The organism is Bifidobacterium imperatoris (assembly GCF_002860405.1).
Taxonomy (GTDB): domain Bacteria; phylum Actinomycetota; class Actinomycetes; order Actinomycetales; family Bifidobacteriaceae; genus Bifidobacterium; species Bifidobacterium imperatoris.
The window spans coordinates 282,821-306,335 of record NZ_NMWV01000005.1; the positions used below are offsets into that span (position 1 = coordinate 282,821).

The 23,515-nt window shown below is 55.4% G+C and carries 15 protein-coding genes, 3 tRNA genes and 1 pseudogene; 14 read left to right on the top strand and 5 right to left on the bottom strand.

Going from position 1 to position 23,515, the window contains the following annotated elements:
- Window positions 1-100: 100 nt before the first annotated feature.
- Window positions 101-1,771, bottom strand: coding sequence for a phosphate acetyltransferase (gene pta / locus Tam1G_RS02375; protein WP_101625305.1), 1,671 nt, complete (start codon window positions 1,769-1,771; stop codon window positions 101-103).
- A 217-nt stretch (window positions 1,772-1,988) separates the two neighbouring features.
- A complete protein-coding gene (locus Tam1G_RS02380; RefSeq protein WP_101625306.1) occupies window positions 1,989-4,466 on the bottom strand; it encodes a phosphoketolase in 2,478 nt (825 codons plus the stop codon).
- Between the two features lie 446 nt (window positions 4,467-4,912).
- Here Tam1G_RS02380 and guaA point away from each other — a divergent pair, with 446 nt between their 5' ends.
- On the top strand, window positions 4,913-6,475 hold the full coding sequence (guaA, locus tag Tam1G_RS02385) for a glutamine-hydrolyzing GMP synthase (protein WP_101625307.1): 1,563 nt from the start codon (window positions 4,913-4,915) through the stop codon (window positions 6,473-6,475).
- A gap of 615 nt (window positions 6,476-7,090) precedes the next feature.
- Here guaA and Tam1G_RS11860 read toward each other — a convergent pair.
- Together Tam1G_RS11860 and Tam1G_RS11865 are read right to left on the bottom strand one after the other, a co-directional pair.
- Complete coding sequence (locus Tam1G_RS11860; protein ID WP_341352520.1) at window positions 7,091-8,482, bottom strand: HNH endonuclease family protein; 1,392 nt, start codon at window positions 8,480-8,482, stop codon at window positions 7,091-7,093.
- A 9-nt stretch (window positions 8,483-8,491) separates the two neighbouring features.
- A pseudogene (locus Tam1G_RS11865) lies at window positions 8,492-9,055 on the bottom strand (DUF262 domain-containing protein); the annotation flags it as partial.
- Window positions 9,056-10,113: 1,058 nt separating this feature from the next.
- On the opposite strand from Tam1G_RS11865, the gene Tam1G_RS02395 reads away from it, so the two are divergent.
- The 9 genes from Tam1G_RS02395 (at window position 10,114) to Tam1G_RS02435 (ending at window position 18,058) form a co-directional block, all read left to right on the top strand.
- Window positions 10,114-11,595 carry a DUF1846 domain-containing protein gene (locus tag Tam1G_RS02395; protein ID WP_101625309.1) on the top strand — a complete coding sequence of 494 codons (1,482 nt, stop codon included), beginning with the start codon at window positions 10,114-10,116 and terminating at the stop codon, window positions 11,593-11,595.
- A 137-nt stretch (window positions 11,596-11,732) separates the two neighbouring features.
- Window positions 11,733-13,616 carry an acyltransferase family protein gene (locus tag Tam1G_RS02400; protein WP_101625310.1) on the top strand — a complete coding sequence of 628 codons (1,884 nt, stop codon included), beginning with the start codon at window positions 11,733-11,735 and terminating at the stop codon, window positions 13,614-13,616.
- Window positions 13,617-13,742: 126 nt separating this feature from the next.
- Complete coding sequence (locus Tam1G_RS02405; RefSeq protein WP_101625311.1) at window positions 13,743-14,765, top strand: ribose-phosphate diphosphokinase; 1,023 nt, start codon at window positions 13,743-13,745, stop codon at window positions 14,763-14,765.
- A 159-nt stretch (window positions 14,766-14,924) separates the two neighbouring features.
- Window positions 14,925-14,998 (top strand) — tRNA-Gln (locus tag Tam1G_RS02410).
- Between the two features lie 107 nt (window positions 14,999-15,105).
- The gene (glmU, locus tag Tam1G_RS02415; protein ID WP_101625312.1) at window positions 15,106-16,488 is read left to right on the top strand and encodes a bifunctional UDP-N-acetylglucosamine diphosphorylase/glucosamine-1-phosphate N-acetyltransferase GlmU; all 1,383 of its coding nucleotides are present in this window, start codon (window positions 15,106-15,108) and stop codon (window positions 16,486-16,488) included.
- A 3-nt stretch (window positions 16,489-16,491) separates the two neighbouring features.
- The gene (rsfS, locus tag Tam1G_RS02420) at window positions 16,492-16,905 is read left to right on the top strand and encodes a ribosome silencing factor (protein WP_101625313.1); all 414 of its coding nucleotides are present in this window, start codon (window positions 16,492-16,494) and stop codon (window positions 16,903-16,905) included.
- A 96-nt stretch (window positions 16,906-17,001) separates the two neighbouring features.
- The gene (locus tag Tam1G_RS02425; RefSeq protein WP_101625314.1) at window positions 17,002-17,703 is read left to right on the top strand and encodes a histidine phosphatase family protein; all 702 of its coding nucleotides are present in this window, start codon (window positions 17,002-17,004) and stop codon (window positions 17,701-17,703) included.
- 143 nt (window positions 17,704-17,846) lie between these two features.
- Window positions 17,847-17,919: transfer RNA gene (locus Tam1G_RS02430), tRNA-Ala, on the top strand.
- Window positions 17,920-17,985: 66 nt separating this feature from the next.
- Window positions 17,986-18,058: transfer RNA gene (locus tag Tam1G_RS02435), tRNA-Ala, on the top strand.
- Between the two features lie 107 nt (window positions 18,059-18,165).
- Here Tam1G_RS02435 and Tam1G_RS02440 read toward each other — a convergent pair.
- Window positions 18,166-18,969, bottom strand: a complete 804-nt coding sequence (locus tag Tam1G_RS02440; RefSeq protein WP_101625315.1) for a Cof-type HAD-IIB family hydrolase — start codon at window positions 18,967-18,969, stop codon at window positions 18,166-18,168.
- Between the two features lie 304 nt (window positions 18,970-19,273).
- Here Tam1G_RS02440 and Tam1G_RS02445 point away from each other — a divergent pair, with 304 nt between their 5' ends.
- From Tam1G_RS02445 to Tam1G_RS02460, 4 genes are all read left to right on the top strand, one after another.
- Entirely contained in the window at window positions 19,274-20,245 is a 972-nt protein-coding gene (locus Tam1G_RS02445) for a MetQ/NlpA family ABC transporter substrate-binding protein (RefSeq protein WP_101625316.1), read from the top strand.
- Between the two features lie 145 nt (window positions 20,246-20,390).
- The gene (locus Tam1G_RS02450) at window positions 20,391-21,557 is read left to right on the top strand and encodes a methionine ABC transporter ATP-binding protein (protein WP_101625317.1); all 1,167 of its coding nucleotides are present in this window, start codon (window positions 20,391-20,393) and stop codon (window positions 21,555-21,557) included.
- Entirely contained in the window at window positions 21,557-22,243 is a 687-nt protein-coding gene (locus Tam1G_RS02455; protein WP_101625318.1) for a methionine ABC transporter permease, read from the top strand. Before Tam1G_RS02450 ends, Tam1G_RS02455 begins: the two co-directional genes overlap by 1 nt.
- A gap of 114 nt (window positions 22,244-22,357) precedes the next feature.
- Window positions 22,358-23,509, top strand: coding sequence for a M20 metallopeptidase family protein (locus Tam1G_RS02460; RefSeq protein ID WP_101625319.1), 1,152 nt, complete (start codon window positions 22,358-22,360; stop codon window positions 23,507-23,509).
- The last annotated feature ends 6 nt before the right edge of the window (window positions 23,510-23,515 follow it).

The window sequence follows — 23,515 nt, forward strand, 5'->3', positions numbered from 1 at the left end:
AATGTTCCCGTGAGACACGGGTTACCGTTGATTAGATTACTCGCTACTTGCTACAAAATGCGGCTCTTCATGGAAAGAAGAGCCGCATTTTGGTTACCGGTTACTGGGCTTCGATGGCGGTCAGGGCGATGGTGTTGATGATGTCCTGCACGAGGGCACCACGGGACAGATCGTTGACCGGCTTGTTCAGGCCCTGCAGCACCGGACCGATGGCCAGAGCGCCGGAAGAGCGCTGTACTGCCTTGTATGCGATGTTGCCCGCGCACAAGTCAGGGAACACGAACACGTTGACGTGACCAGCCACATCATTGCCCTTGGCCTTGGTTGCGGCGACAGTGGGGGACCAGGCGGCATCGAACTGGATGGAGCCGACCACCGGCAGATCCGGAGCCTTGTCCTTGAGCAGTTTGGTGGCTTCCTCCACTACATCCACATCCGGGCCCTTGCCGGAGCCGAGCGTGGAGTAAGAGAGCATGCCGACCTTCGGGTCGAGGCCGAATGCGCGAGCGGTCTCAGCGGACTGCAGCGCGATTTCGGAAAGCTGTTCGGCATCCGGGTTCAGGTTGATGGCGCAGTCGGCGAACACAGCCACATGATCCTTGAAGCACATGAGGAATGCGCCGGAGACGAGCTTCTGACCAGGCTTGGTCTTGATGACCTGCAGAGCCGGGCGCACAGTGTTGGCAGTGGAGTTCACGGAACCGGAGACTAGACCATCCGCATAGCCGAGCACCACCAGCATCGTGCCGAAGTAGCTGGCATCGGTCAGCTGCTTACGAGCCTGCTCTTCAGTCATGCCCTTCTTGGCGCGCAACTCGCACAGCTTCGCAATCATGGGCTTCAAGATGTTCTCATCATCCATTGCCTGGAAGCGAGCGCGCTCAAGGTAGTTCAAACCAAGTTCCTTGCCGCGAGCCAGAATGGTTTCCTTGTTGCCCACGATGATCAGGTTGACGATTTCTCGTTCGAGCAGGTAGTCGGCCGCCTTGATAATACGGTCTTCTTCGCCTTCCGGCAGCACAATGGTCTTCTTGTTGCTCTTGGCTTTGCCGAGCAGGCCGAACTGGAAGGAATACGGGGTGGTCGGTGGGTTGAAGTCCACATCGAGCGCAGCGAGCACTTCCTCGGTAGGAGCGTATTTGCGGAAGGTCTCCAGTGCCAGTGCCTTGCCGGATTCGTCGGTGAAGGAGACCTGAGGCAGGGTCCACACCGGCAGGCCGTACTTGGCCAGTGTGTCCTTCACGGAAACAGAGTGGCGGGTTTCGCAGCCGGTCACAAAAATGCCGAGCACGCGGTTACCGGCAGCTTCCATGCCTTCGATGGAGAGCTTGACGGTTTCATCCAGTTCGTGCGGCCAACGATCGATGGTGCAGACGGCCAGGAATACGCCGGCCTTGAGATCGGCGGCCACATTAGCGTTGAACTCATAGCTGGTCGGGTCATTGACATGGGACTTATCGGTACCGACAATCAATGCGGCATCCGCGCGGGCAACATCCATAGCGTCGTTGAAGGCGCCGATGATGTCGCCGCGGGCGGTTTCCTTATCAGCGCGCACCTTATGCACGTCAAGGCCGGTGGAAAGAGCAACGCCAAGGCCTGCGTTGGATGCGGACAGCAACACCGGCGTGAAATCGTCATGATTGGATACGGCCGGTCGGAACACAATGGTCTTGTACTTTGAAGTCAGCGCATTAAGCACGCCGTAGGCCACCACGTTGCGGCCATTAGCGCCTTCAGGGCTTGCGATATATACACGGGTAACGGTCACTTTGGTCTGTCTCCTTTGATGATCAACATAATTAGGACCACACATCATTGTACTGACCATTGTTACCGTTCACGCTTAAGACGCGGAGTAATTGCGGGAAGAATCCTGAAAGTGCAACCGAAGGGGAACGGGGCATTAAACGGCATAGAAAAAAGGCTTGGGATAATTCCCAAGCCTTTTTTCTATGCCGTTAGGCTAAACCTCAGAGTGGAGGAAATCACTCGTTGTCGCCAGCGGTTGCGGCGGTAGCGGTGACAGCACCCTTCTCCTCGGTGTTCACGCCGGAGTAGATCCAGTCGGTGTAATCCGGGTGATCGTAGCCGTTGTCGACTGCGAACTGGAAGGCTTCCTGACGGAAGGCCTCGAGCTCAGCAATCTTGTCGGCGTACTTGTCAGCGTCGATCATGCGCAGAGCCTCAGCGGTCAGCTCGTAACGATCGATGCGGTTGACGCGAACCATGTCGTACGGGGTAGTGGTGGAGCCCTCTTCCTCGTAGCCGTGGACGTTGAAGTTGTCGTGGTTCGGGCGATCGTAGATCAGGCCGCGCACGTCGTGAGCGTAGGAGTGGTAAGCGAACAGCACCGGCTTGTCAGCGGTGAAGATGTCAGCGAACTCCTCGTCGGTCAGAGCCTCGTCGTTCTCCTTAGCAGACTGCAGGGAGAGCAGATCAGCGACGTTGACGACCTTGAACTTGATGCCCATAGCCTTCAGCTTGTCGGAAGCAGCCATGATTTCCTGAGTCGGAACATCGCCGGCAGCGGCAAGCACGATCTCAGCCTCATCGTTGGACTTAGCGGTGGAAGCCCAATCCCAAGCGGCAGCACCCTTCTCGAGCTCAGCACGAGCCTCGTCCAGGGTCAGCCAAGTGGCAGCCGGCTGCTTGCCAGCGATGATGGCGTTGATCTTGTTGGTGGACTTGTAGCACTTCTCAGCGATAGCCAGCAGCATGTTCGCATCGGTGGCGAAGTAGATGCCGATGACGTGATCGTTGTGGAAGCACTTGTTCAGGAGCACGGAGGTGACACCCGGATCCTGGTGGGAGAAGCCGTTGTGATCCTGACGCCACACGTGAGAGGAGACGAGCAGGTTCATGGAGGCGATCGGCTTACGCCACGGAATCTCGCGGACGGTAGCCTCAAGCCACTTGGCGTGCTGGTTCAGCATGGAGTCGATCACGTGGACGAAGGACTCGTAGGAGCTCCAGATGCCGTGACGACCAGTCAGCAGGTAAGCCTCGAGGAAGCCTTCCATCTGGTGCTCGGACAGCTGCTCGACAACCTGGCCGGAGACGTGCATGTGCTCGTCGACCTCGTCGGAGATGTAGCCGGCATCCCACTGCTTGTTGGTGACCTCGTAGGAAGCCTGCAGACGGTTGGAAGCAGTCTCATCCGGTCCGAAGATACGGAAGTCGTGCATGTTGCGAGCGATGATGTCGCGGGTGTAAGCGCCCAGAGTACGGGTGGCTTCGAGCTGGCCCCAGCCGTGGCCGTACTTCTTGACTTCCTTGACCTCGTAGTTCTCGAGCTCCGGCAGGTCCAGATCCTTGCGAATCACGCCACCGTTAGCGTTCGGGTTAGCACCGATGCGCAGCTCGCCCTTCGGCATGAAGGCCAGGACGTCGTCCTTGACGGCGCCGTTCTCGTCGAACAGCTCTTCCGGCTTGTAGGACTCCAGCCAGTTCTTCAGAACTTCGAAGTGAGCCTCGGTATCGCGGGCGGAAGCCAGCGGCACCTGGTGAGAACGCCAGGAGCCCTCGGTCTTCTTACCATCGATGTACTTCGGGCAGGTCCAGCCCTTCGGGGTGCGGAAGATCAGCATCGGGTAGAACGGACGATGCACGTTGTCGGTCTGGGCGGTTGCCTTGATGTCGCAGATCTCGTCCCAGATGGTCTCCCACAGCTCGGCGAAGCGGCGGTGGATGGACATGTGATCCTCATCGTCGAAGCCAGCGACGAACTCGTACGGCTCGTAGCCCATGCCGTGGAAGAACTCGTGCAGCTCTTCGTCGGAAATACGGGACAGGATGGTCGGGTTGGCGATCTTGTAGCCGTTGAGGTGCAGGATCGGCAGCACGATACCATCGGTGCGCGGGTTCACGAGCTTGTTGGACTGCCAGCCGGTAGCCAGCGGGCCGGTCTCAGCTTCGCCGTCGCCGACGATGGCCGGGACGAACAGGCTCGGGTTGTCCATGATGGCGCCGTAAGCGTGGGACAGAGCGTAACCCAGCTCGCCACCCTCGTGGATGGAGCCCGGGGTCTCCGGAGCGAAGTGGGACGGAATGCCGCCCGGGTAGGAGAACTGACGGAAGAACTTCTGCAGACCAGCCTCATCCTTGGTGATCTTCGGGAAGGTCTCAGTGTAGGTACCGTCCAGGTAAGACTGGGAGGTACCAGCCGGGCCACCGTGGCCCGGGCCCATGATGATCACGGTGTTCTGGCCGTGGTCAGCGATGAAGCGGTTGATGTGGCCGATGAGGAAGTTCAGGCCAGGGGTAGTGCCCCAGTGGCCAACCAGACGGTGCTTCACATCTTCGCGGGTGAAGGGCTCCTTCATCAGCGGGTTGGAACGCAGATAAATCTGGCCGATGGAAAGGTAGTTGGCAACGCGCCAGTACTTGTCAACACCTTCGAGGGCTTCCTCGGAAACCGGAGCGTTGAGCTTCTTCCAAGGGGTGCCAATAACAGGACTCGTCATGTGTACTCCTGTACTCCTGCACGGTAGACGTGCGATTGATTATTTCTGTTCGGTCGCGGGCCTAGTTCCTTGCGGTTCCTAGGTTTTCCGTTCCCAATCAATCGTCATGGTACGAGGACAACACGACTTTTGAACGATTTCTTGCGGGTGTGTTCGAAATTGTTGCGGAAATTTCAGTATTTGTGCGTTTAAGCCTTAACTTTGTCAACATTTATTTTTTGATAGTACTTGCATAAAACCGCATAATAGAGCCAAAAACCGGTGTTTTTGCATACGTTCTCGCGTTCGTTTTCCGATGTTCTAAACCGGCGTGTTGGCATTGTGAAGGCGTGTATTTTGTTTACTTTTCGCACATTCTGCATGCGTGTCGGGGTTGTCGTATTGACCGGTGATAATCGTGCATGTTCAACCCACGTAAAGTCCCAATGAACGTTAGGGGAATATCAATGGCAAATGGTCCTGTGCTCGTCGTCGATTTCGGCGCCCAGTACGCCCAGCTCATCGCTCGCCGTGTCCGTGAGGCCGGTGTTTATTCTGAACTTGTGCCGCATTCCATGCCGGCCGACGAGATTCTGGCTAAGGATCCTAAGGCAATCATTCTGTCCGGCGGCCCGGCTTCCGTATTCGAGCCCGGCGCTCCCTCTATAGATACTAAGGTATTCAACGCTGGTGTTCCGGTGCTCGGTATCTGCTACGGCTTCCAGGTGATGGCCTACGAGCTTGGCGGTAAGGTGGACAAGGCTGCTCTTGGCGAGTACGGCAAGACCAGCGCCACCATTGATAATGCGGAAGGCATTCTCGCTGACTCTCCGGCCGAGCAGACCACATGGATGAGCCACGGTGTGGCCGTCGAACAGGCTCCGGAAGGCTTCGAAGTGCTGGCCCACACCGAGGGTGCGCCGGTCGCCGCTATGGCAGACGAATCCCGTAAGCTGTACGGCGTGCAGTGGCATCCCGAAGTCAAGCACTCCCCGCTGGGACAGAAGCTTATCGAAAACTTCCTGCATCGTTGCGCAGGTCTGCCTAACGATTGGGATGCATCCTCTATTATTGAGGACCAGGTCAAGAAGATTCGCGAAAAGGTTGGCGATGCCGAAGTGATCTGCGGCCTGTCCGGTGGCGTGGATTCCGCCGTGGCGGCAGCCCTCGTGCACAAGGCCATCGGAGACCAGCTCACCTGCGTATTCGTCGATCACGGTCTGCTGCGTAAGGGCGAAGTGGAGCAGGTCAAGCATGACTTCGTCAAGGCAACCGGCATTCGTTTGATCACTGTTGATGCAGCAGACGACTTCCTCACCGCTTTGAAGGGTGTTTCCGAGCCGGAGCGCAAGCGCAAGATCATCGGTGAGAAGTTCATCCGCACCTTCGAAAAGGCCCAGCAGCAGGTTCTGGAAGAGGCCGGCGCCCGCGGCAAGGAAGTCAAGTTCCTCGTTCAAGGCACCCTCTACCCGGATGTTGTTGAATCCGGTGGCGGCGACGGCGCAGCCAACATCAAGTCCCACCACAATGTCGGTGGCCTGCCCAAGGACATCAAGTTCCAGCTCATCGAGCCGCTGCGCACCCTCTTCAAGGATGAGGTGCGTGCCATCGGTACCGAGCTCGGCCTGCCGGACGAAATCGTCTGGCGCCAGCCGTTCCCGGGCCCGGGCCTCGGCATCCGCATCATTGGCGAGATCACCAAGGAGCGACTTGACCTCCTGCGTGAAGCCGACGCCATCGCCCGTGAAGAACTCACCAAGGCCGGCCTCGACCGCGACATCTGGCAGTGCCCCGTCGTCCTGCTCGCGGACGTCCACTCCGTTGGCGTTCAAGGTGACGAACGTACCTACGGTTCCCCAATCGTCCTGCGCCCGGTTTCCTCCGAAGACGCCATGACCGCCGATTGGGCTCGCGTTCCATACGACGTACTCGCCACCATCTCCACGCGCATCACCAACGAATGCCGCCAGATCAACCGTGTGGTGCTGGACTGCACTTCCAAGCCCCCGGCAACCATCGAATGGGAATAAATTGAAATGACGGAGCGCCTTCTGCGTTGCAGCTGGCTCGACGTACTGTTGTACGCCTTCGCCTGCTGCGCCTTGAAGTCGTACACGTCATTTCAATTTATTCTGCGGCAAGATACTCTGATGGAGCGTTAGCTACCGTCGTTTGCGGGAATATATTCTCGCAAACGACGGTTTTTTAATATTGTTCAGAATCCAGCTCATACTTTTGACTGTGAATGGGCAATCGTGCCTGTGCTTTGTGCCACGCAACTGCAAAAACAGCAATTATGAAGCAGTGTGGCAAATTACGCATCATGTATAATAATTTTCTTTTTGCAAGAATGGCTTAATTCCAAGGTTTCCAAGGTTTATGCGAGTCTGCCTTTGCCGCAGCGCGTGGAGAAAGCGTTTTCTTTGTGTCACGCAACTGCAATAACGCCATTTTTGCATTACTGTCCCACTCATAATCACGGTCACCCCGGCGAAGGTACTAAGTTCAGGGAGTAAATGGACTGTTCCATAGTGTTTTAAACGTTTTGAGAAAAATACTGATGGACTGGGGTTCCCTATGACGATGATGCCTCCTTATCAGAACCATGTAGAAATACTATTGAGGATAGGATTCCAGGAAATCTCTTAATCGTATAGTTCAAACGACAAGTCAGACGGCTCTACTCCGTTGATTTTATCGATGATTCTGCTCAGTGTTTCGAGCTTGGTGACCGTTGCGGATCCAGGGTTGAACCAGATGCCTGGGGCTACTTCAAACCCGTATTCAAGCGGTGAGTCGGAGAAGTACCGGGATGGGAACTTGTCTGAGAATGCTACTGAGCGGAAACCCGCAAAATCAATTTCGACCAGGCTTGACAGAACGCCTTTCATCATGTCAACCCAGTTTTTGACGGTATGGCGTGCTCCTTGGAACGTATATGCAGCGATCTTTCTGTTTGTGAAGTCGAAGTCGTCGTCAAGTCCGTGGCTTTCGTGCTCTTCGACTGCGGGCTTGTAGGACGTGTCGAGTGAAGGCCAAAGCTCAAGAAAACGGTGCCAGAGTCGTTCATTTCGTTCGGCCATTTGTGCTTCATCCCATTCGGTGCATTCCGCGACAAATCTGTTGATTTTAAGGCCGCTGTCTTTGAACCCGTGTTTGCAATCACGTTTGAATGTGAATTCGCTGTTTGAATATTGTGAATTGTATCCGGTCAGCGTCAGATTACCCATACGGTTAAGCCACTGATTATGAATTTCGTCTGCATCGTCGCCGAGAGACTGTTTCCACTGGCGGGACAGCGACTGTGGCATGATGTGCTCCACTGATAGTGTCCCGTTTTCCATCATGTCCACAATGTTCACGCGTTCGACGTTATCGCCGTTCTCCAAACGGTCATACAGATAGAAACGCATGCGCCTGATTTTGTACAGATTGCGTTCGTCATAGGAGCGTCGGAATTCGTCGTCGCGGGGGAATCTGCCGCTATCTTCTCTGCGGAGCAGTGCATAGGTGAGTGAATCGCAATACGAAGCACCCTCGTTTACACCACGCAGTACCTCATGATGAAGGCCGGCGAATATTTTGTTCAGTGCGTTCGTCGCGACATTGCATAGCCATCGACGGAATAGATAATCCTCGATGATGTCCAGAACGTTCACCAGCTCATCATCGGAGATATTTCCATCATCGGAGTATTCGAGAAGTGACAGAAGAAATGGGTTGATAACGCTCATTTCGAGTAGACGGAGATGTTTCAGCGCATCGTCAATGCGTGTGCCTCCGGGCGTGACTCCGGTTATGCGAGCGTAGTAGCGAGAGAAACGGAGCAGATCATTCATCAAGGACCGATGTTCGATTTCCTTGGAAAACTGCTGGAAAGTGGGGTAAACACGGCTGATGACAGGTGTTCTGCGGGTTTTCATGGTGAGATAGTCTCGAATGAATCCGCTTACGTCATAATTGGTGTTATGTTCCATGACGTTCCAGAACTGTTCGTAGCATTCTTCCTGCTCGTCCAGTGGAAGATTCATGAGCATATAATTGCGTATCTTGTCGCCTTCATTCAAATCCAGACCGGTTGAGTTGAGGCTTTCAAAGATGAGTTGCGCATCGTCTCCGGATTCGAGCTTGATATCGATGACTTCGAGTTTTTCTATTGCCTGTTCGATGGAATATGCGTCAAGCCCGCTTTTGATGATTCGATTCATGAAATATCGGTAATTTGATGTGACATTTGAGCTCTCGTCAAGCTCGCCATTGCCGGTACTGGCGACGTCGATGACTCTGATGAGGGCATTCTGATCGCCTTTTACCAACTTGAGCTTGAGTTTGCTGTCGTCGTCCCTGAAACGATCAACGAGATACTCATCTTTGATGAAAAGTTCAAGATTGGCGTTTCCTCCGTCATCGACGGCACCGCATCGAAGTTGCGTCAGCAACGCCGCCAACAGCAGGTACACCGTGGTAATACGTTGCTGACCGTCGATGAGAATTCGGCGGGCTTGAGAATCCGCTTGAGACACGATACTGCCAAAGAAATGGGACTCGCGATGCTGGCGTGCTACATCTTCGAGATCGTCAAATAGCCGTTCGCATTGCTCGCGATTCCAGTCGTAATTACGTTAATATACGGGAATGATGAAACGCGTCTGCGCGCCCTGAAGCATTCGGGTAAGTTGGCTCTGTTCTCCACGCATGTTGAAGCGCTCCTTCACATCGACATCTACGCGATGACCGAGTTGATCCATGCATAACCACTCATGTAGTAGATAACTCTATAACCTTTGATTCATCATAGGATCGGCGTCGTCCGTTTTTAATTTCCCGCAATACGCGGGATGAAAGTGGGATGTCTCGGAAAGCGTGATTTGTTTTGATTGCCGGCTGTGAGACGTGTGGGGAGAAAGATGATGCTGAACATATCAAGATGGGGCTGTGTGCAGCATGGCCGTCCGACTACATTGGGCATGCGGTGCCTGTCAGTGGTGAAATGGAACCTGGGCAGGACCTGTCCGTTCGCCTTCGTTGAGAGATTCCCGTGACGGTGTTAGGACGGGAATAAAAACATCTCCGGGGCATTTTGATGTGATGGGCCCAAATTCTGGTCACGCGACTTCACTAAGTATTGCTGTAGATATCTGAGCGATGGTATGAGAGGTAGACTTGGCATTTTGCCTTCTCTGCGAGCTCTCAGTGAAGCTGTTCGGGCATGCCGCGGTTCGCGACTTCGATGAAAACTCCTCATCGAGGTTAACGGGCCATAAGCCGGCTCGTCGACCTCGATGACCGCCTGTAGTGAAGCTAACGGGGCAATAATTGGAATTCTGCCTTTGCGAAAGTGTGTTCGAGGGGCCGCTGGTCGGGGATACTGATTATGCATATAGGGGCTGCATAGTTTTCGTGATGCGGCGAAGTCGTTGATTTCAAATTATGGCAAATAGCGCGCAGTGCTTAATAAGTATCGAATGGCTTAATTCCAACGTTTTAATGCAATGAGCCATAATCTCGATATATTAGTGGAGCGTTTGCGATAGTGTGTCGTGCCGCAACATTGCAAAATCGTTGTTCTTGGTGGGATATGGCATCTTATTACATGCGAAAAAATGATCCTAGATTTTCCGGTATAATCTTTCCGTTTATGACGATGTTCGGGAAGGAATACCGCCTTATGCGTCAGGGCTTTGACAACGAGAAGTATATTGAGCTGCAGTCCGACAATATCCGCAAGCGCATTGCGCAGTTCGGTGGCAAACTGTATCTGGAATTCGGTGGCAAGCTATTCGATGACTACCATGCGTCGCGCGTACTGCCAGGCTTCGAGCCGGACGTGAAGTTCCAAATGCTCAAAAGCATGGCAAACGACGTGGAAGTCGTCATCGCCATCAACGCCAACCATATTGAAAAAGCCAAAATGCGCGGCGACCTCGGCATTCCTTACGACGAAGACGTGCTGCGCCTTATCGACGTCTTCCGCTCCCACGGTCTGTATGTGGGATCAGTGGTAATCACCCAATATGCAGGCCAGCCGGCTGCCGACGCCTATCGTCATCGTCTCGCACAATTGGGCGTCACCTGCTACCTGCATTACCCCATTGCCGGATATCCGCACGATATCGAACATATTGTTTCAGAAGAAGGCTACGGCAAGAACGATTACGTGGAAACCAGCCGCCCGCTCGTCGTGGTCACCGCTCCGGGCCCCGGTTCCGGCAAGCTCGCCACCTGCCTATCCCAGCTGTACCACGAGCACCAGCGCGGCATCGAAGCCGGATACGCGAAATTCGAGACGTTCCCCATCTGGAACCTGCCGCTCAATCATCCAGTCAATATCGCATACGAAGCCGCCACCGCGGACTTGGACGATGCGAACATCATCGACTCGTTCCACCTTGAGGCATATGGCAAAACCACGGTCAACTACAACCGTGACGTTGAAGCCTTCCCGGTACTCAAAGCCATGATGGAACGCATCATGGGCAAGAGCCCATACCAAAGCCCCACAGACATGGGCGTCAACATGGCCGGTTACGCCATAGTGGACGATGATGCCTGCCGAGACGCCGCACGTTTGGAAATCGTCCGCCGATACTTCGCCGCAGCGGAACGCGTCAAGCGCACTGGCACCGGCGAAGAACAAGTGGAACGTCTGCGCTCAATCATGAACAAGGCGTCAGTAACGCCCGACCTATCGCCAGCGCGAGCTGCAGCACTTGAAAAGGAAGCCGCCACAGGCGCACCGGCTGGCGCAATGGTACTGCCGGACGGTCGCGTTATCACCGGCAAAACCGGCGACCTGCTCGGAGCCGCTAGCGCCCTGCTCATGCATGCACTGAAAGCAGTCACCGGCGTGGACGATGCCGAACAAGTCATCGATGATGCCGCCATCGAGCCGATTTGCCAGCTCAAAACCGAACACCTCAAGAGCGCCAACCGACGCCTGCACTCGGATGAAACACTGATCGCGCTTTCCATCACCAGCGCCAGCAGCCCAGTGGCCGCACGCGTCATCGCCGGACTCGAACAATTGCGAGGCTGCGATGCGTTCTTCTCCGTCATCATCTCTTCAACAGACGAAGCCCTCTACCGCAAACTCGGCATCAACGTATGCTGCGAGCCGAAGTACGAGCGCGTGAGCCTGTACCACAAATAACCCACGCCAACCGGCCGTGCGAAAAGCAGGATTACTCCGCTTCTCGCACGGCCTGAAGTGTCTGTGGCTATTGGTGTAATACCTACCGAGAAAGAGCGGTTAAAAGAGAAGAAACAGAGAACAAGCCAGTGTCAACAGTGGTACACGGACGTTACGTTGGTTTAAACGGTATCAAAGGTCTGGCGATTATCGCCATCGTGCTCTACCACACCCAACAGCAATTACTGCCAGGTGGATTCTATGGAGTAGACGTATTCTTCACGGTGTCAGGATTCCTCATCGGCATCAGTCTCCTAAGATCATTGTTCGACACCGGCTCATTGCATCTTGAACGATACATCACCAAACGTGCCGCACGCCTTTACCCGGCACTCTTCTTCATGATTCCCATCATGGTGAGCGTCGGATGGCTCTGGGACCACGATATATTGGTATCGATACGCAACCAGGTCATCACCGTATTACTCGGCTGCTATAACTGGTACGCCATCGCAGGCGGCCAAAGCTACTTCGACCAGATGAACCCGCAGATATTCCGCCATCTATGGTTCATCGGCGTACTCATGCAGTTCTACGTTATCGTGCCGCTTATCGTATGGCTGATGTGGCGAATACAACGAGCCGTATCCATCGCCGTGCCGTTAGCGCTCGCCGCTATAAGCGGCACGCTTATGTGGGCACTGTATAAGCCTGGTGCTGATCCCACTCGCGTGTATTTCGGTACGGACACTCACAGTGTCGGGCTGATGCTGGGAGTCGCATTGGCTTGGATGGTTGTTCGCTACGAGCAACGGCATCCAAGACTGCCACGAATCATTCGCACTGTACCTTATCCGGATGGCACATCAGTACCGGTTGCTTTGCCCAAGGTACCGCAGCCATTGCGCATACGCATATGGCGAGCCATCGCACCAGTGCTGGCTTTTGTCAGTCTGATTCTGCTGTTTGCCTTCACTATTGCCGGCAAACAAAATGATTTTGCTTTCCGCGGCGGCATTGTCATCGCCAGTATGCTTGCCGTTGTGCTGATCGCCGGAACGATTTGCGAGGATTCCTGGATGCAGGATCTCATGGTGTTCCGACCGCTCGCCGGCCTTGGCAAATATTCGTATGGCATTTACCTTTGGCATTGGCCGCTGTGGATTGTGTCGCTTGCTGTAGCTCCGCACTTGATGCCATCTCGCGGACCTTGGCCATTGATTATGACTGCGGTGCTGACAGCGATCGCTGTAACGGCATCATGGATATTGGTGGAACGCCCGGCCGGTGTCCGTTCCGCATTGTTTGTGATTCTGCCCATTCGCAATACGACAGTTGGGCATATTGTTCGCGCTGTGATTGTGGACTTGCTTCTGGTGGCCTCGTTGTTCGGGTGCGTGCAAGGCGTTACGCATGCTCCGACGAAGACGGCTATGCAGCAGGAACTTGAAGCCCAGGCGCAACGATTGGAAGCAGAGCAGCAACGTACCGGTGATTTGCTACGTGGGGGAGTGCCGGAACCTCCGCAGCCGCCCACGCCAAAGTTCACTATGCCTACGGGAGACCAGATTACGGCTGTTGGCGATTCAGTGATGCTGGCTTCTTCGCAAGGATTATCGGATGTATTTCCGGGCATTCAGGTTGACGCTTCCGTATCTCGCTCGCTAATTGCCGGTGCCAGCATCATACGCGATGATGCCGCGTCCGGAGCATTACGCCAATGGGTGTTCGTCGGTTTGGGCACCAATACCGCCGCTAACACAGGGCAGTTGGATACCATTTACAACCAGATAGGCTCTGATCGCATCATGGTGCTGATCAACGCGCACGGCGATCGCTCATGGATAGCTCCTACCAATCAGGTACTGGCCGACTATGCCAATAGTCATAAAAACAATGTGATATTGGTGGATTGGGATGCTGCGGCTGCCGCCAATCCGCAGGTATTAGGGTCTGATGGGATACATCCAAAGGCCGGTAGCGACCTGTATGCACAGACCATTAAACAGACCATATCCGATTGGATTGCAGCGAACCACTGATGAATACATCACGGATGATTTCGCGTGCACGTGCTTGGTAAACGATAGGCGACGCCGATGTGTACCTCAGTCGCCAAGAGCGGCTATGCTTGGAATTTGCATCAGCGAGACCACACGTTGGGAGTAATGGTGAGCGCAATCCTTGAAGGAAAGCCTGATAAGAACCTGATTCTCGTTACGGGAAGAATCCATCCGAAATTGGCCGAAGATGTTGCACAGCAGCTCGGCATCGATTTGTTGGAAACCACGGCATATGATTTCGCCAATGGCGAGATGTACGTGCGTTACACCGAATCGGTCCGTGGTGCGGATGTTTTCGTCCTGCAAAGCCACTACCAGCCGATTAACAAGGCCATCATGGAACAGCTCATCATGATTGATGCGCTGAAGCGTGCTTCCGCTCGCTCCATTACCGCCGTATGCCCGCTGGTTGGTTATTCTCGTCAGGATAAGAAGCATCGCGGCCGCGAACCTATTTCCTGCCGTCTGATTTTCGATTTGCTGAAGACCGCAGGTGCCGATCGTATTATGTCGGTTGATCTGCACGCGGCACAGTCTCAGGGCTTCTTCGATGGTCCAGTGGATCATCTGATCGCCATGCCGGTACTGGTGGACTACATTCGCGATCGCTTCCAAGGCCAGCTTGACAACGTTGCCGTTGTGTCTCCGGATGCCGGCCGTATTCGCGTGGCTGAGCAGTGGGCGCAGCGTCTCGGCGGCGGCCCGCTCGCCTTCGTGCACAAGACTCGTGACATTACGCGCCCGAATCAGGCCGTGGCGAATCGTGTAGTGGGCGACGTGCAGGGCAAGGATTGCGTGCTGGTTGATGATTTGATCGATACCGCGGGCACGATTGCCGGTGCATGCCATGTGCTGCAGGAGGCCGGTGCCAAGTCGGTGACTGTGGTCGCGACCCACGGCGTGCTTTCCGGTCCGGCTGTGGAACGTCTGAAGAACTGCGGCGCACGCGAGGTCGTACTGACCGACACCGTGCCGATCCCGGATGAAAAGCGCTGGGATGGTCTGACGGTGCTTTCCATCGCTCCGTTGCTGGCCAGCGCCATTCGCGCGGTCTTTGAGGATGGTTCCGTTGCCGAACTGTTCGACACGTATCCGGAACATCACGGACAGGGCTTCCTGTTTGCGTGACACGCCGGTTATCGACGTTGCATGAATGACTGCGAAGCCGCCGTGTGCACCGCGCAATAGCGCACAATTGTGCGGTGCACACGGCGCGACATGGCGGTGCTATTCGACAAATGCCGAACATGTGGTATAAATGAACACTTGTGGGTTGAAAACCCGCGATCCCCCATGGTGTAATGGCAGCACACGGGTCTTTGGAACCCTTTGTCTTGGTTCGAGTCCAGGTGGGGGAGCCAAATACGGCCACTCGACATTCGAGTGGCCGTTATTTGTTTTTCCGTCTATTGTTTTAGATTGTTTGCAAGAGAATAAGTTATTCCAGATTGAAGGGAATACGTCACTTATGGCATTATCCGCAGCCATCATCCTCGCTGCAGGCGAGGGTACCCGTATGCGTTCCAACAAGCCGAAGGTTCTGCATACTTTCGCTGGTAAGACATTCCTGAACAGGGTTATGAACTCTGTGTCCGCATTGAATCCCGATACGCTTGCCGTGGTTGTGCACTTCCAGGCCGAGCGTGTGGCCGCAGCCGCCCGCTCCTACGATGAGCACGTCACTATCGTCAATCAGGACGATATCCCCGGTACCGGCCGTGCAGTGCAGTGCGCTATGGCTCAGTTGGCCGAAGCCGGCGAGCTGAACGGTCCGGTGCTGATTGCCGCATCCGATATGCCGTTGCTGGACAGCGAGACGCTGCGCGAGCTGGTGGAATTCCATAACGCATCAGGCAATGGTGCCACCGTGCTCACCACGATTTTGGACGATCCGACCGGTTACGGCCGTATCATTCGCGACCGCGAAGGCAATGTGTTGCGCATCGTCGAACAGAAGGACGCCAACCGCAGCGAACTGGCAGTACAGGAAGTGAACACCTCCGTGTACGTGTTCGAGGCATCCGTGCTGTCCGAAGCCATCGCCGGTTTGAAGTCCAATAATGCTCAGGGCGAGTTCTACCTGACCGACGCTCTGGAAACCGCCAAGGCCGCAGGTAAGGTCGGCGCATTCGCCGCTCCGGATCCGTTGACCGTGGAAGGTGTGAACGATCGCGTACAGTTGGCTGCTTTGTCCAAGACCTACAACCGCCGCGTCTGCGAACGCTGGATGCGCGAGGGCGTGACCATTCTCGATCCGGAAACCACTTGGATCGAAGACGATGTGGAAATTGGGCGCGACGCCACCATTCTGCCTGGCTCCTTCCTTCAAGGCCACACGGTGATTGGCGAGGACGCTGTAGTGGGCCCCTATACCACACTGATCGATGCAACAGTGGATGCCGAGGCCGTGGTGGAGCGTTCCCGCGTGCAGGAATCCCATATCGGCGCGCGTACGAACATTGGTCCGTGGACCTATCTGCGCCCGGGCAACGAGTTCGGTGAAGATGCCAAGGCCGGCGCATTCGTGGAAATGAAGAAGGCTCATATCGGTAACGGCACCAAGGTGCCGCACTTGAGCTACGTGGGTGACGCCCAGCTCGGCGATCACACCAACATCGGCGGCGGTACCATCACCGCCAACTATGATGGCGTGCACAAGAACCGTACGGTCATCGGTTCCGGCTGCCATGTCGGCGCAGGCAACCTCTTCGTGGCCCCGGTTCAGGTGGGAGACAACGTCACCACCGGTGCTGGCTCCGTGGTCCGTCACGCAGTGCCGGATGACACGATGGTCTACTCTGAGAACACGCAGCACAACGTTGAGGGCTGGAAGCCCGCCTGGGAGCGCTGATCGATGCCGGCACTCGAAGATTCCATCAATGCCGTGCGCATTGCCGCACAAGCGGCCGACCGCATCAAAGCCACCGATATCGTGGCGTTTGACGTTGCTGACCTGCTCGGTATTACCGACATTATGATGATCGCCGGCGCTTCCAATGAACGCCAGGTGCTTGCTGTGGCCGAGGAGATCGAAAAGGATCTGTATCTTAAATGTGACGGTCGCCAGCCTCGATCGCGCGAAGGCCTTACCGAAGGCCAGTGGGTATTGCTCGACTATGGTGATTTCGTCATCCATGTGATGCACGATGAGGCTCGTGAATTCTATGGTCTGGAACGACTGTGGAAGGATTGCGAATCCATTGATTTGCAACTTGAGCACCCTGAAACTGCAGTGCATGATCGCGCTGCAGACGATTTGGCTGATTAAGCAACACTGACGCGGTGGCGGTGAACTTCACCCCACCGCGTTTGCATTGGCACAGAACCGCATATAGAGCTTTATCCAAGCGTAAGGATGTATTCCATGACAACTCAACATGTTCGTTCTATCTTCCTCGTGCGCCACGGCCGCACGTCGTATAACGCCGCGCACAAGCTTCAGGGGCAAGTGGATATTCCTCTGGATGCAGTAGGGCAATGGCAGGTGAAGCAAACCGCTGCTGCACTCAAGGACTTGTATGTGGATCGCAGGCCGGAAACCGACCATCGCATCATCGTGTGCTCCGACCTGGTACGTGCTCACGCTACAGCCCAAGCGTTCGCTGATGCATTGGGAGGAGCTCCAGTACATGATGATGTTCGCGTGCGTGAGCGCAGCTTCGGAGATTGGGATGGCCACGCGGTCAGCGAACTGGCCGAACGCTACCCTGAGGATTTCCGCTCATGGATGGAACACCGTGGCGGAGAGATGAAGTATCACGCCGAAGCCAAGGAGCATGTGGGGGAGCGTGGCGTGGAAGCGTTGCGCGATTGGTCTACGCGCGCCGGCATGGATACCGATCTGTTCGTGTTCTCCCACGGTGCGTGGATTTCTCAAACATTGCAGACACTGCTTGGTTTAAGCCAAATCGATCCCACATTCGCCTCCCTGCTCTCCATGCGTAATGCCCACTGGGTGCGCCTTGTGCCGATGGATATTGAAGGTCAGCCAACTCGTTGGCGACTGCTGGATTACAACCACGGCCCAGCCATTGCGGATACGGATGAATGGGAGCGGGAACGCTAAAAAGCGTTGAAAACAAAGGGATAACTATCCGGCGAAGCGCACGTAAACTACATCAGTGTCATCCCGCGACACGCCGATTTGCCGGATAGTTCATTCTGTCGTAATGTATACGAGGTTCGAACAACGGGCCAACAACTGAAAACGGGGCTATAGCGCAGCTGGTAGCGCATCTCCATGGCATGGAGAGGGTCAGGGGTTCGAATCCCCTTAGCTCCACGAGGAAATCACTGGCAGCCAGTGCTAATGATTTCTCAAGATTCATGATTATGAATCAACCCATTTGGGGCTATAGCGCAGCTGGTAGCGCATCTCCATGGCATGGAGAGGGTCAGGGGTTCGAATCCCCTTAGCTCCACAACTAAGGCCGGCGCTTAAAGTGCCGGCCTTTTGCGTATGTGCGAGCTGTGAACCGCAGCCCGTCCTATCTCAGGCGGCATGGCACAGGCTGCAGCTCGAATCACATTAAAGAATCCCGAAATGCCGTAAGGCGTTGAGCACGCCATCATGATCGACATCATCGGTTATGAAATCAGCTGCGGCTTTCGGCTCGTCGGTGGCGTTACCCATCGCAATACCGATGCCGGCGTAGGCGAGCATGGAAGTGTCGTTGCCGCCGTCGCCAAAAGCCATCGTCTGTTCACGCGTGATGCCGTAATGCTCCATAAACCGTTGAATGCCACGAGGCTTGCCGCCATCTGCGGGAATCAAATCAGTGAAATCGGGATGCCATCTGACTCCGCGAACGTTATGACACAATCCAACCAGCTCGGCCTCTTCGCGAACTCCGATAAACGGGCTGATCTGGAACGTCTCATGAGCCAAAGCGCGCACATGTGGATCATCGAAATATCGGATAGGCGCAGTCTTGCCTAATTGCGCCCATGTGGCGCGCAACGCATCATCATCCTGATTGAAATACACGTAATCGCGCTCACCGAAATTGCACACCACTTGCGGGTGACTATTGAGCCAATCAAGAATAATCTTAATATCCGCTCGATCAATGGACTGTGAAGCGAAGAAGCCAGTGTCATCACAGCAATACTGCCCGTTGAATGCCACAATGCCATCGAATGTCACTGGCATGGTATCCAGCACCACCTTCATTTGCGAAGGAGCACGACCTGTGCAAATAAGCACTTTGATGCCAGCAGCCTGCAAACAGCGAATGGCGTGCACAGTGGAATCCGGAACCGTATGCGTAGTGAAACTGGTGAGCGTACCGTCAATGTCGAAAAATACGGCTTTGATATCAGTGTTGGTCATGCTCTCATTGTCTGCGCTGCCTACCCGCGCCGCGCCGTATATGGAGCAGTGTTCGCAAAAGTAGTCCACATAGTGATTAATTCATGCTCGCGGCCGCCTCGAACCGGTTTTACGGCAAGGCCAAAAATCGCATAATTCCAGCCGTTTATATGCTTGCCATAACCAACGCCTATACGCCAATTCGCGGATTTCTGGGCTTTACGCGCTCTGAGCCAGCTATTGTGTAACACGTCCGTCAATAAGACCATCTGCTGCAATGTATGGTTCTTGACGTAAACAACATGATGAAGAAGAGGAAAGATTCATGACTTCAGCAAACCAGCCGGCAACTCCGGCCAACAATAACGAGCCGGTGCGCGTCAACAACACGCCGCGCAACATCATCATCGCCATCGTCGTGGTGGCCATTATCGCCGTGGCCGCATTCTTCGGTTTCCGTGCATACAACAACGCCAATCAGGAAGCCGCCAAGGGTTCCAAGGACAATCCGGTCAAGATTGGTGTGGTGGGTGCCACCGACCCTGAATGGGTACTGTTCAAGCAGAAGGCCGAGAAGGCCGGCATCTACGTCGACATCGTGGACTTCCAGGACTACACCTCCGAGAACCCGGCTCTCGATTCCGGTGAGCTGGACCTGAACGAGTTCCAGCACCTGCTGTACCTCGCCAACTACAACGTGAGCAACAACAAGGATTTGCAGCCCATCGGCGGCACCGCCATCTACCCGCTTGGCGTCTACTCCACCAAGGTCAAGGACATCAAGGATATTGCAGCCGGTTCCACCGTCACCATCCCGAACGATGAAACCAACCAGGCTCGCGCCATCGGCGTGCTCAAGGCCGCAGGCCTCGTGACCCTCAAGGGCGATTGGACCGCATTCTCCACTCCGGCCGACATTGACGAAGCCAAGAGCAAGGTCAAGGTCACCCCGTTGAAGGCCGAGCAGGTCGCCACCACCCTGAAGGACCCGACCATCGCCGCAGGCGTCATCAACAACGACTACGTTGCCGATGCCGGCCTCGACCCGAAGGACGCCATCTACCAGGATGATGCCGAATCCGAGGAAGCTCGCCCGTACATCAACGTGTGGGTTGCCCGCAAGGACGACGTGAACAACGAAACCTACAAGAAGCTCGTCAAGATCTTCCAGGAAAAGGATGTGCTCGACGCACTCCAGGAGAAGTCCGGCGGTACCGCGGTCTTCGCCGACAAGTTCAGCGCCCAGGACCTACAGGGCTACCTGGCAGACATCGAAAAGGACGCCAAGGCTCAGTGAGCCATACGCCAGCCATATACCAACAGCATCCATAACGTGATCGACCATGCCGAGTGAGGACTAATCACCACGACTAGCCGTGGTAGTAACCTCACTCGGCATAACCGATTACGTATGGCAACACCGGCACAATCAGGGGAGGACCATGAGCGAGCCAATCATCACCTTTGACCATGTGGTTAAAGAATTCAAAACGCGTGGACATGGCGCGTCTGCTACACGCGCTGTGGACGACGTGAGCCTGACCATCAATCGTGGCGATATCTTCGGCATCATTGGCTATTCCGGTGCCGGTAAATCCACGCTCGTGCGATTGATCAACGCGCTCGAGCGTCCGACTGCGGGCAGTGTCACGGTGCTTGGCACGGATATCACCAAGCTGAGCGAAGCCAAGCTGCGTCCGATTCGTCAGAAAATCGGCATGATCTTCCAGCAGTTCAACCTGTTCTCCACCAAAACCGTGGCCCAGAACATCGCCTACCCGCTGCAGCTGGACCATTGGCGCAAGGACTATCAGGACCGCCGCGTAGCCGAGTTGCTGGAGTTCGTGGGTCTATCCGAGCATGCGGATAAGTATCCTTCACAGCTGTCCGGCGGCCAGAAGCAGCGCGTTGGCATCGCCCGTGCGCTCGCCACCAACCCGGAGATTCTGCTGGCTGACGAAGCAACGAGCGCACTTGATCCAGAAACCACTACCGAAGTGCTGAATCTGCTCAAGCGTGTGAACGAGGAATTTGGCATCACCATTGTGCTGATTACCCACCAGATGAACGTCGTTCAGCAGATCGCCGGACGCGTAGCGGTAATGAGCGCCGGACGCGTAGTCGAAGCTGGCGATGTCTACGACGTATTCGCAGCTCCCCAGCAGCCGGTCACCAAGCGATTCATCGCAACCGCGCTCTCCGGTCTGCCCGAAGAGGAACGCGTCGAGCGCCTGCATCAGGATTGGTCCGGCCGTATCGTCACGGTGCTTATTCGCCAGAAGGATGTTTCAGGCTCGCATGGGCGTGCGCTTGGCGCTTCCGGCCAGAACATCTCCGGACTGATCGCCAAGCATGGTGTGGAATCCAGTTTGCTGTACGGCGGCATCGACACTGTTCGTGGCACCGCCATTGGCGCCATCACCTATGAATTCCGCGGTCCAAACGTGGAACCGTTCTTGAAGGAACTCGCCCAGGACAGCGATGTGGTTGACTTCGGCACGGCCGATCAGCCGGTGGACTATGCGCAGGCAGTCTCCGCATATTCGCCGAACACGCATGAAACCGTTGCCGAGAACGCGTCCGCCGCAACCAACGAAGGAGCAGAATGATGATTACGCTCGCCAGCTCTCATAGTGATTGGACCGTGCTCCGCCCGCTGCTGTTTGAGTCCATCGGCCAAACCCTGACGATGGTGCTGATCACTCTCGTGGTCGGCGGCCTGCTGGGCCTTATCCTCGGTGTGGTTCTCTACGGCACTCGCCCAGGCAATCTGTTCGAGAACGCCGTCGTCTACCGTGTGCTCGATATCATCGTCAATATCGTGCGCCCTATCCCGTTCATCATCTTCCTGGCTGCTATGCAGCCTCTCACCATCGTGGTGGTCGGCACCTCCATCGGTACCGTTGCCGCCATCTTCCCAATGGTCGTGATGTGCACCTTCGCCACCTCTCGACTGGTGGAACAGAATCTGGTACCGGTTGACCCAGGCATGATTGAAGCTGCTCGCTCTATGGGCGCCAGCAAGCTGACGATTATTCGCACGGTGCTGATTCCGGAGGCCCTGGCCCCGCTGATTCTCGCCTACGCCTTCCTGTTCATCGGTGTACTCGACATGTCCGCTATGGCCGGCTACATCGGTGGCGGCGGTCTTGGTAACTTCGCCATCGCCTACGGCTACCAGAAGTTTGATCAGACCGTCACCTGGACTGCCGTGATCATCATGATCGTGCTCGTGCAGGTGGTGCAGGGCATCGCCAACGCCATCGCCAAGAAACTGCTGAAGCGACAGCAGTAGTTGTCCGGCAATCATCCACGGGCATTGCCTATGGTCTCGAAAATCTCTCACTCAGCAGTGCTGGTGAGAGATTTTCGCATAAGAGAACCAATCACATTACTAGAATCGTCAACCATGAGTGAACATATCGATTTCGATCCTGAACTTATCTCCATTCGCCATTACCTGCACGCCCATCCTGAGCGCAGTTTCAAGGAATTCGATACCAGCATCTATCTTGCCGACCAGCTCAAAGCACACGGTATCGAACTGTTGCCGAACCCGATGGAAACCGGCGTGGTAGGTCTTATTGAAGGGCAAGCCGGCCCCGGTCCTCGCATCGGATTGCGTGCCGACATTGATGGGCTGCCAATTGTGGAAGACACCGGCTTGGAATTCGCTTCGGTCAATCATGGTGTGATGCATGGCTGCGGCCATGATCTGCATATGACCGGCCTGCTTGGAGCGGCGTTCTGGCTCGCCGAGCATCGCGACAAGTTCGCCGGTTCCATCAAGATTCTGTTCCAGCCCAGCGAGGAAACCGGCCAAGGTGCTCGCGCGATGATCGATGCCGGATTGGTGGACGATGTGGATGCGATCATCGGCACTCACAACAATCCGAACTATGCTCCCGGTCAATTGGCGATCGGCGTGGAGCCGATGATGGCCGGGTGCGTGAAGTTCCGCGTGAACATTCACGCCTCCGGCTCTCACGCTGGCTACCCGTATAAGGGAACTAGTCCGATTGAAGCATTGGCCAGCATGATTATGAGTTTGCAGACCATTGTGAGCCGCAATGTGACGCCATTCCATCCGCTGGTGCTTTCGGTAACCGAAGTGCATGGCGGCGATGTGTGGAACGTGGTGCCGGCTGAGGCCGGCTTCCAAGGGACGGTGCGCTACTTCCATAAGGAGGACGGCATCCTTGTGGGCCGCCGATTCAAAGAAATCGTTGAGCATACCGCCAAGGCATACGGTATTAGCGCCGACGTGATGTGGGATGACTTCCAGGATCCGTTGGTTTCCGATTCGGGACTTGCCAAAGCCGTGGCCGCAGACGTGCATGATTACGCGCAACTTGAGCCGATTCGTCCGTCGATGGCGGGGGAGGACTTCTGCGAATTCTCCAAGGTGACGCTGCCGGTCTTCGCCTTCGTGGGCTCCAACGGTCAGGAAGGCTGCGCGGACTGGCACAGCCCGCATTTCGTTGGTCTTGACGAATCGATTCCAACGTTCGTGAACTTCTACGTCAACGCTGCACTGCGTGTGCTCAACGAGCTGAGCTGAGTACAC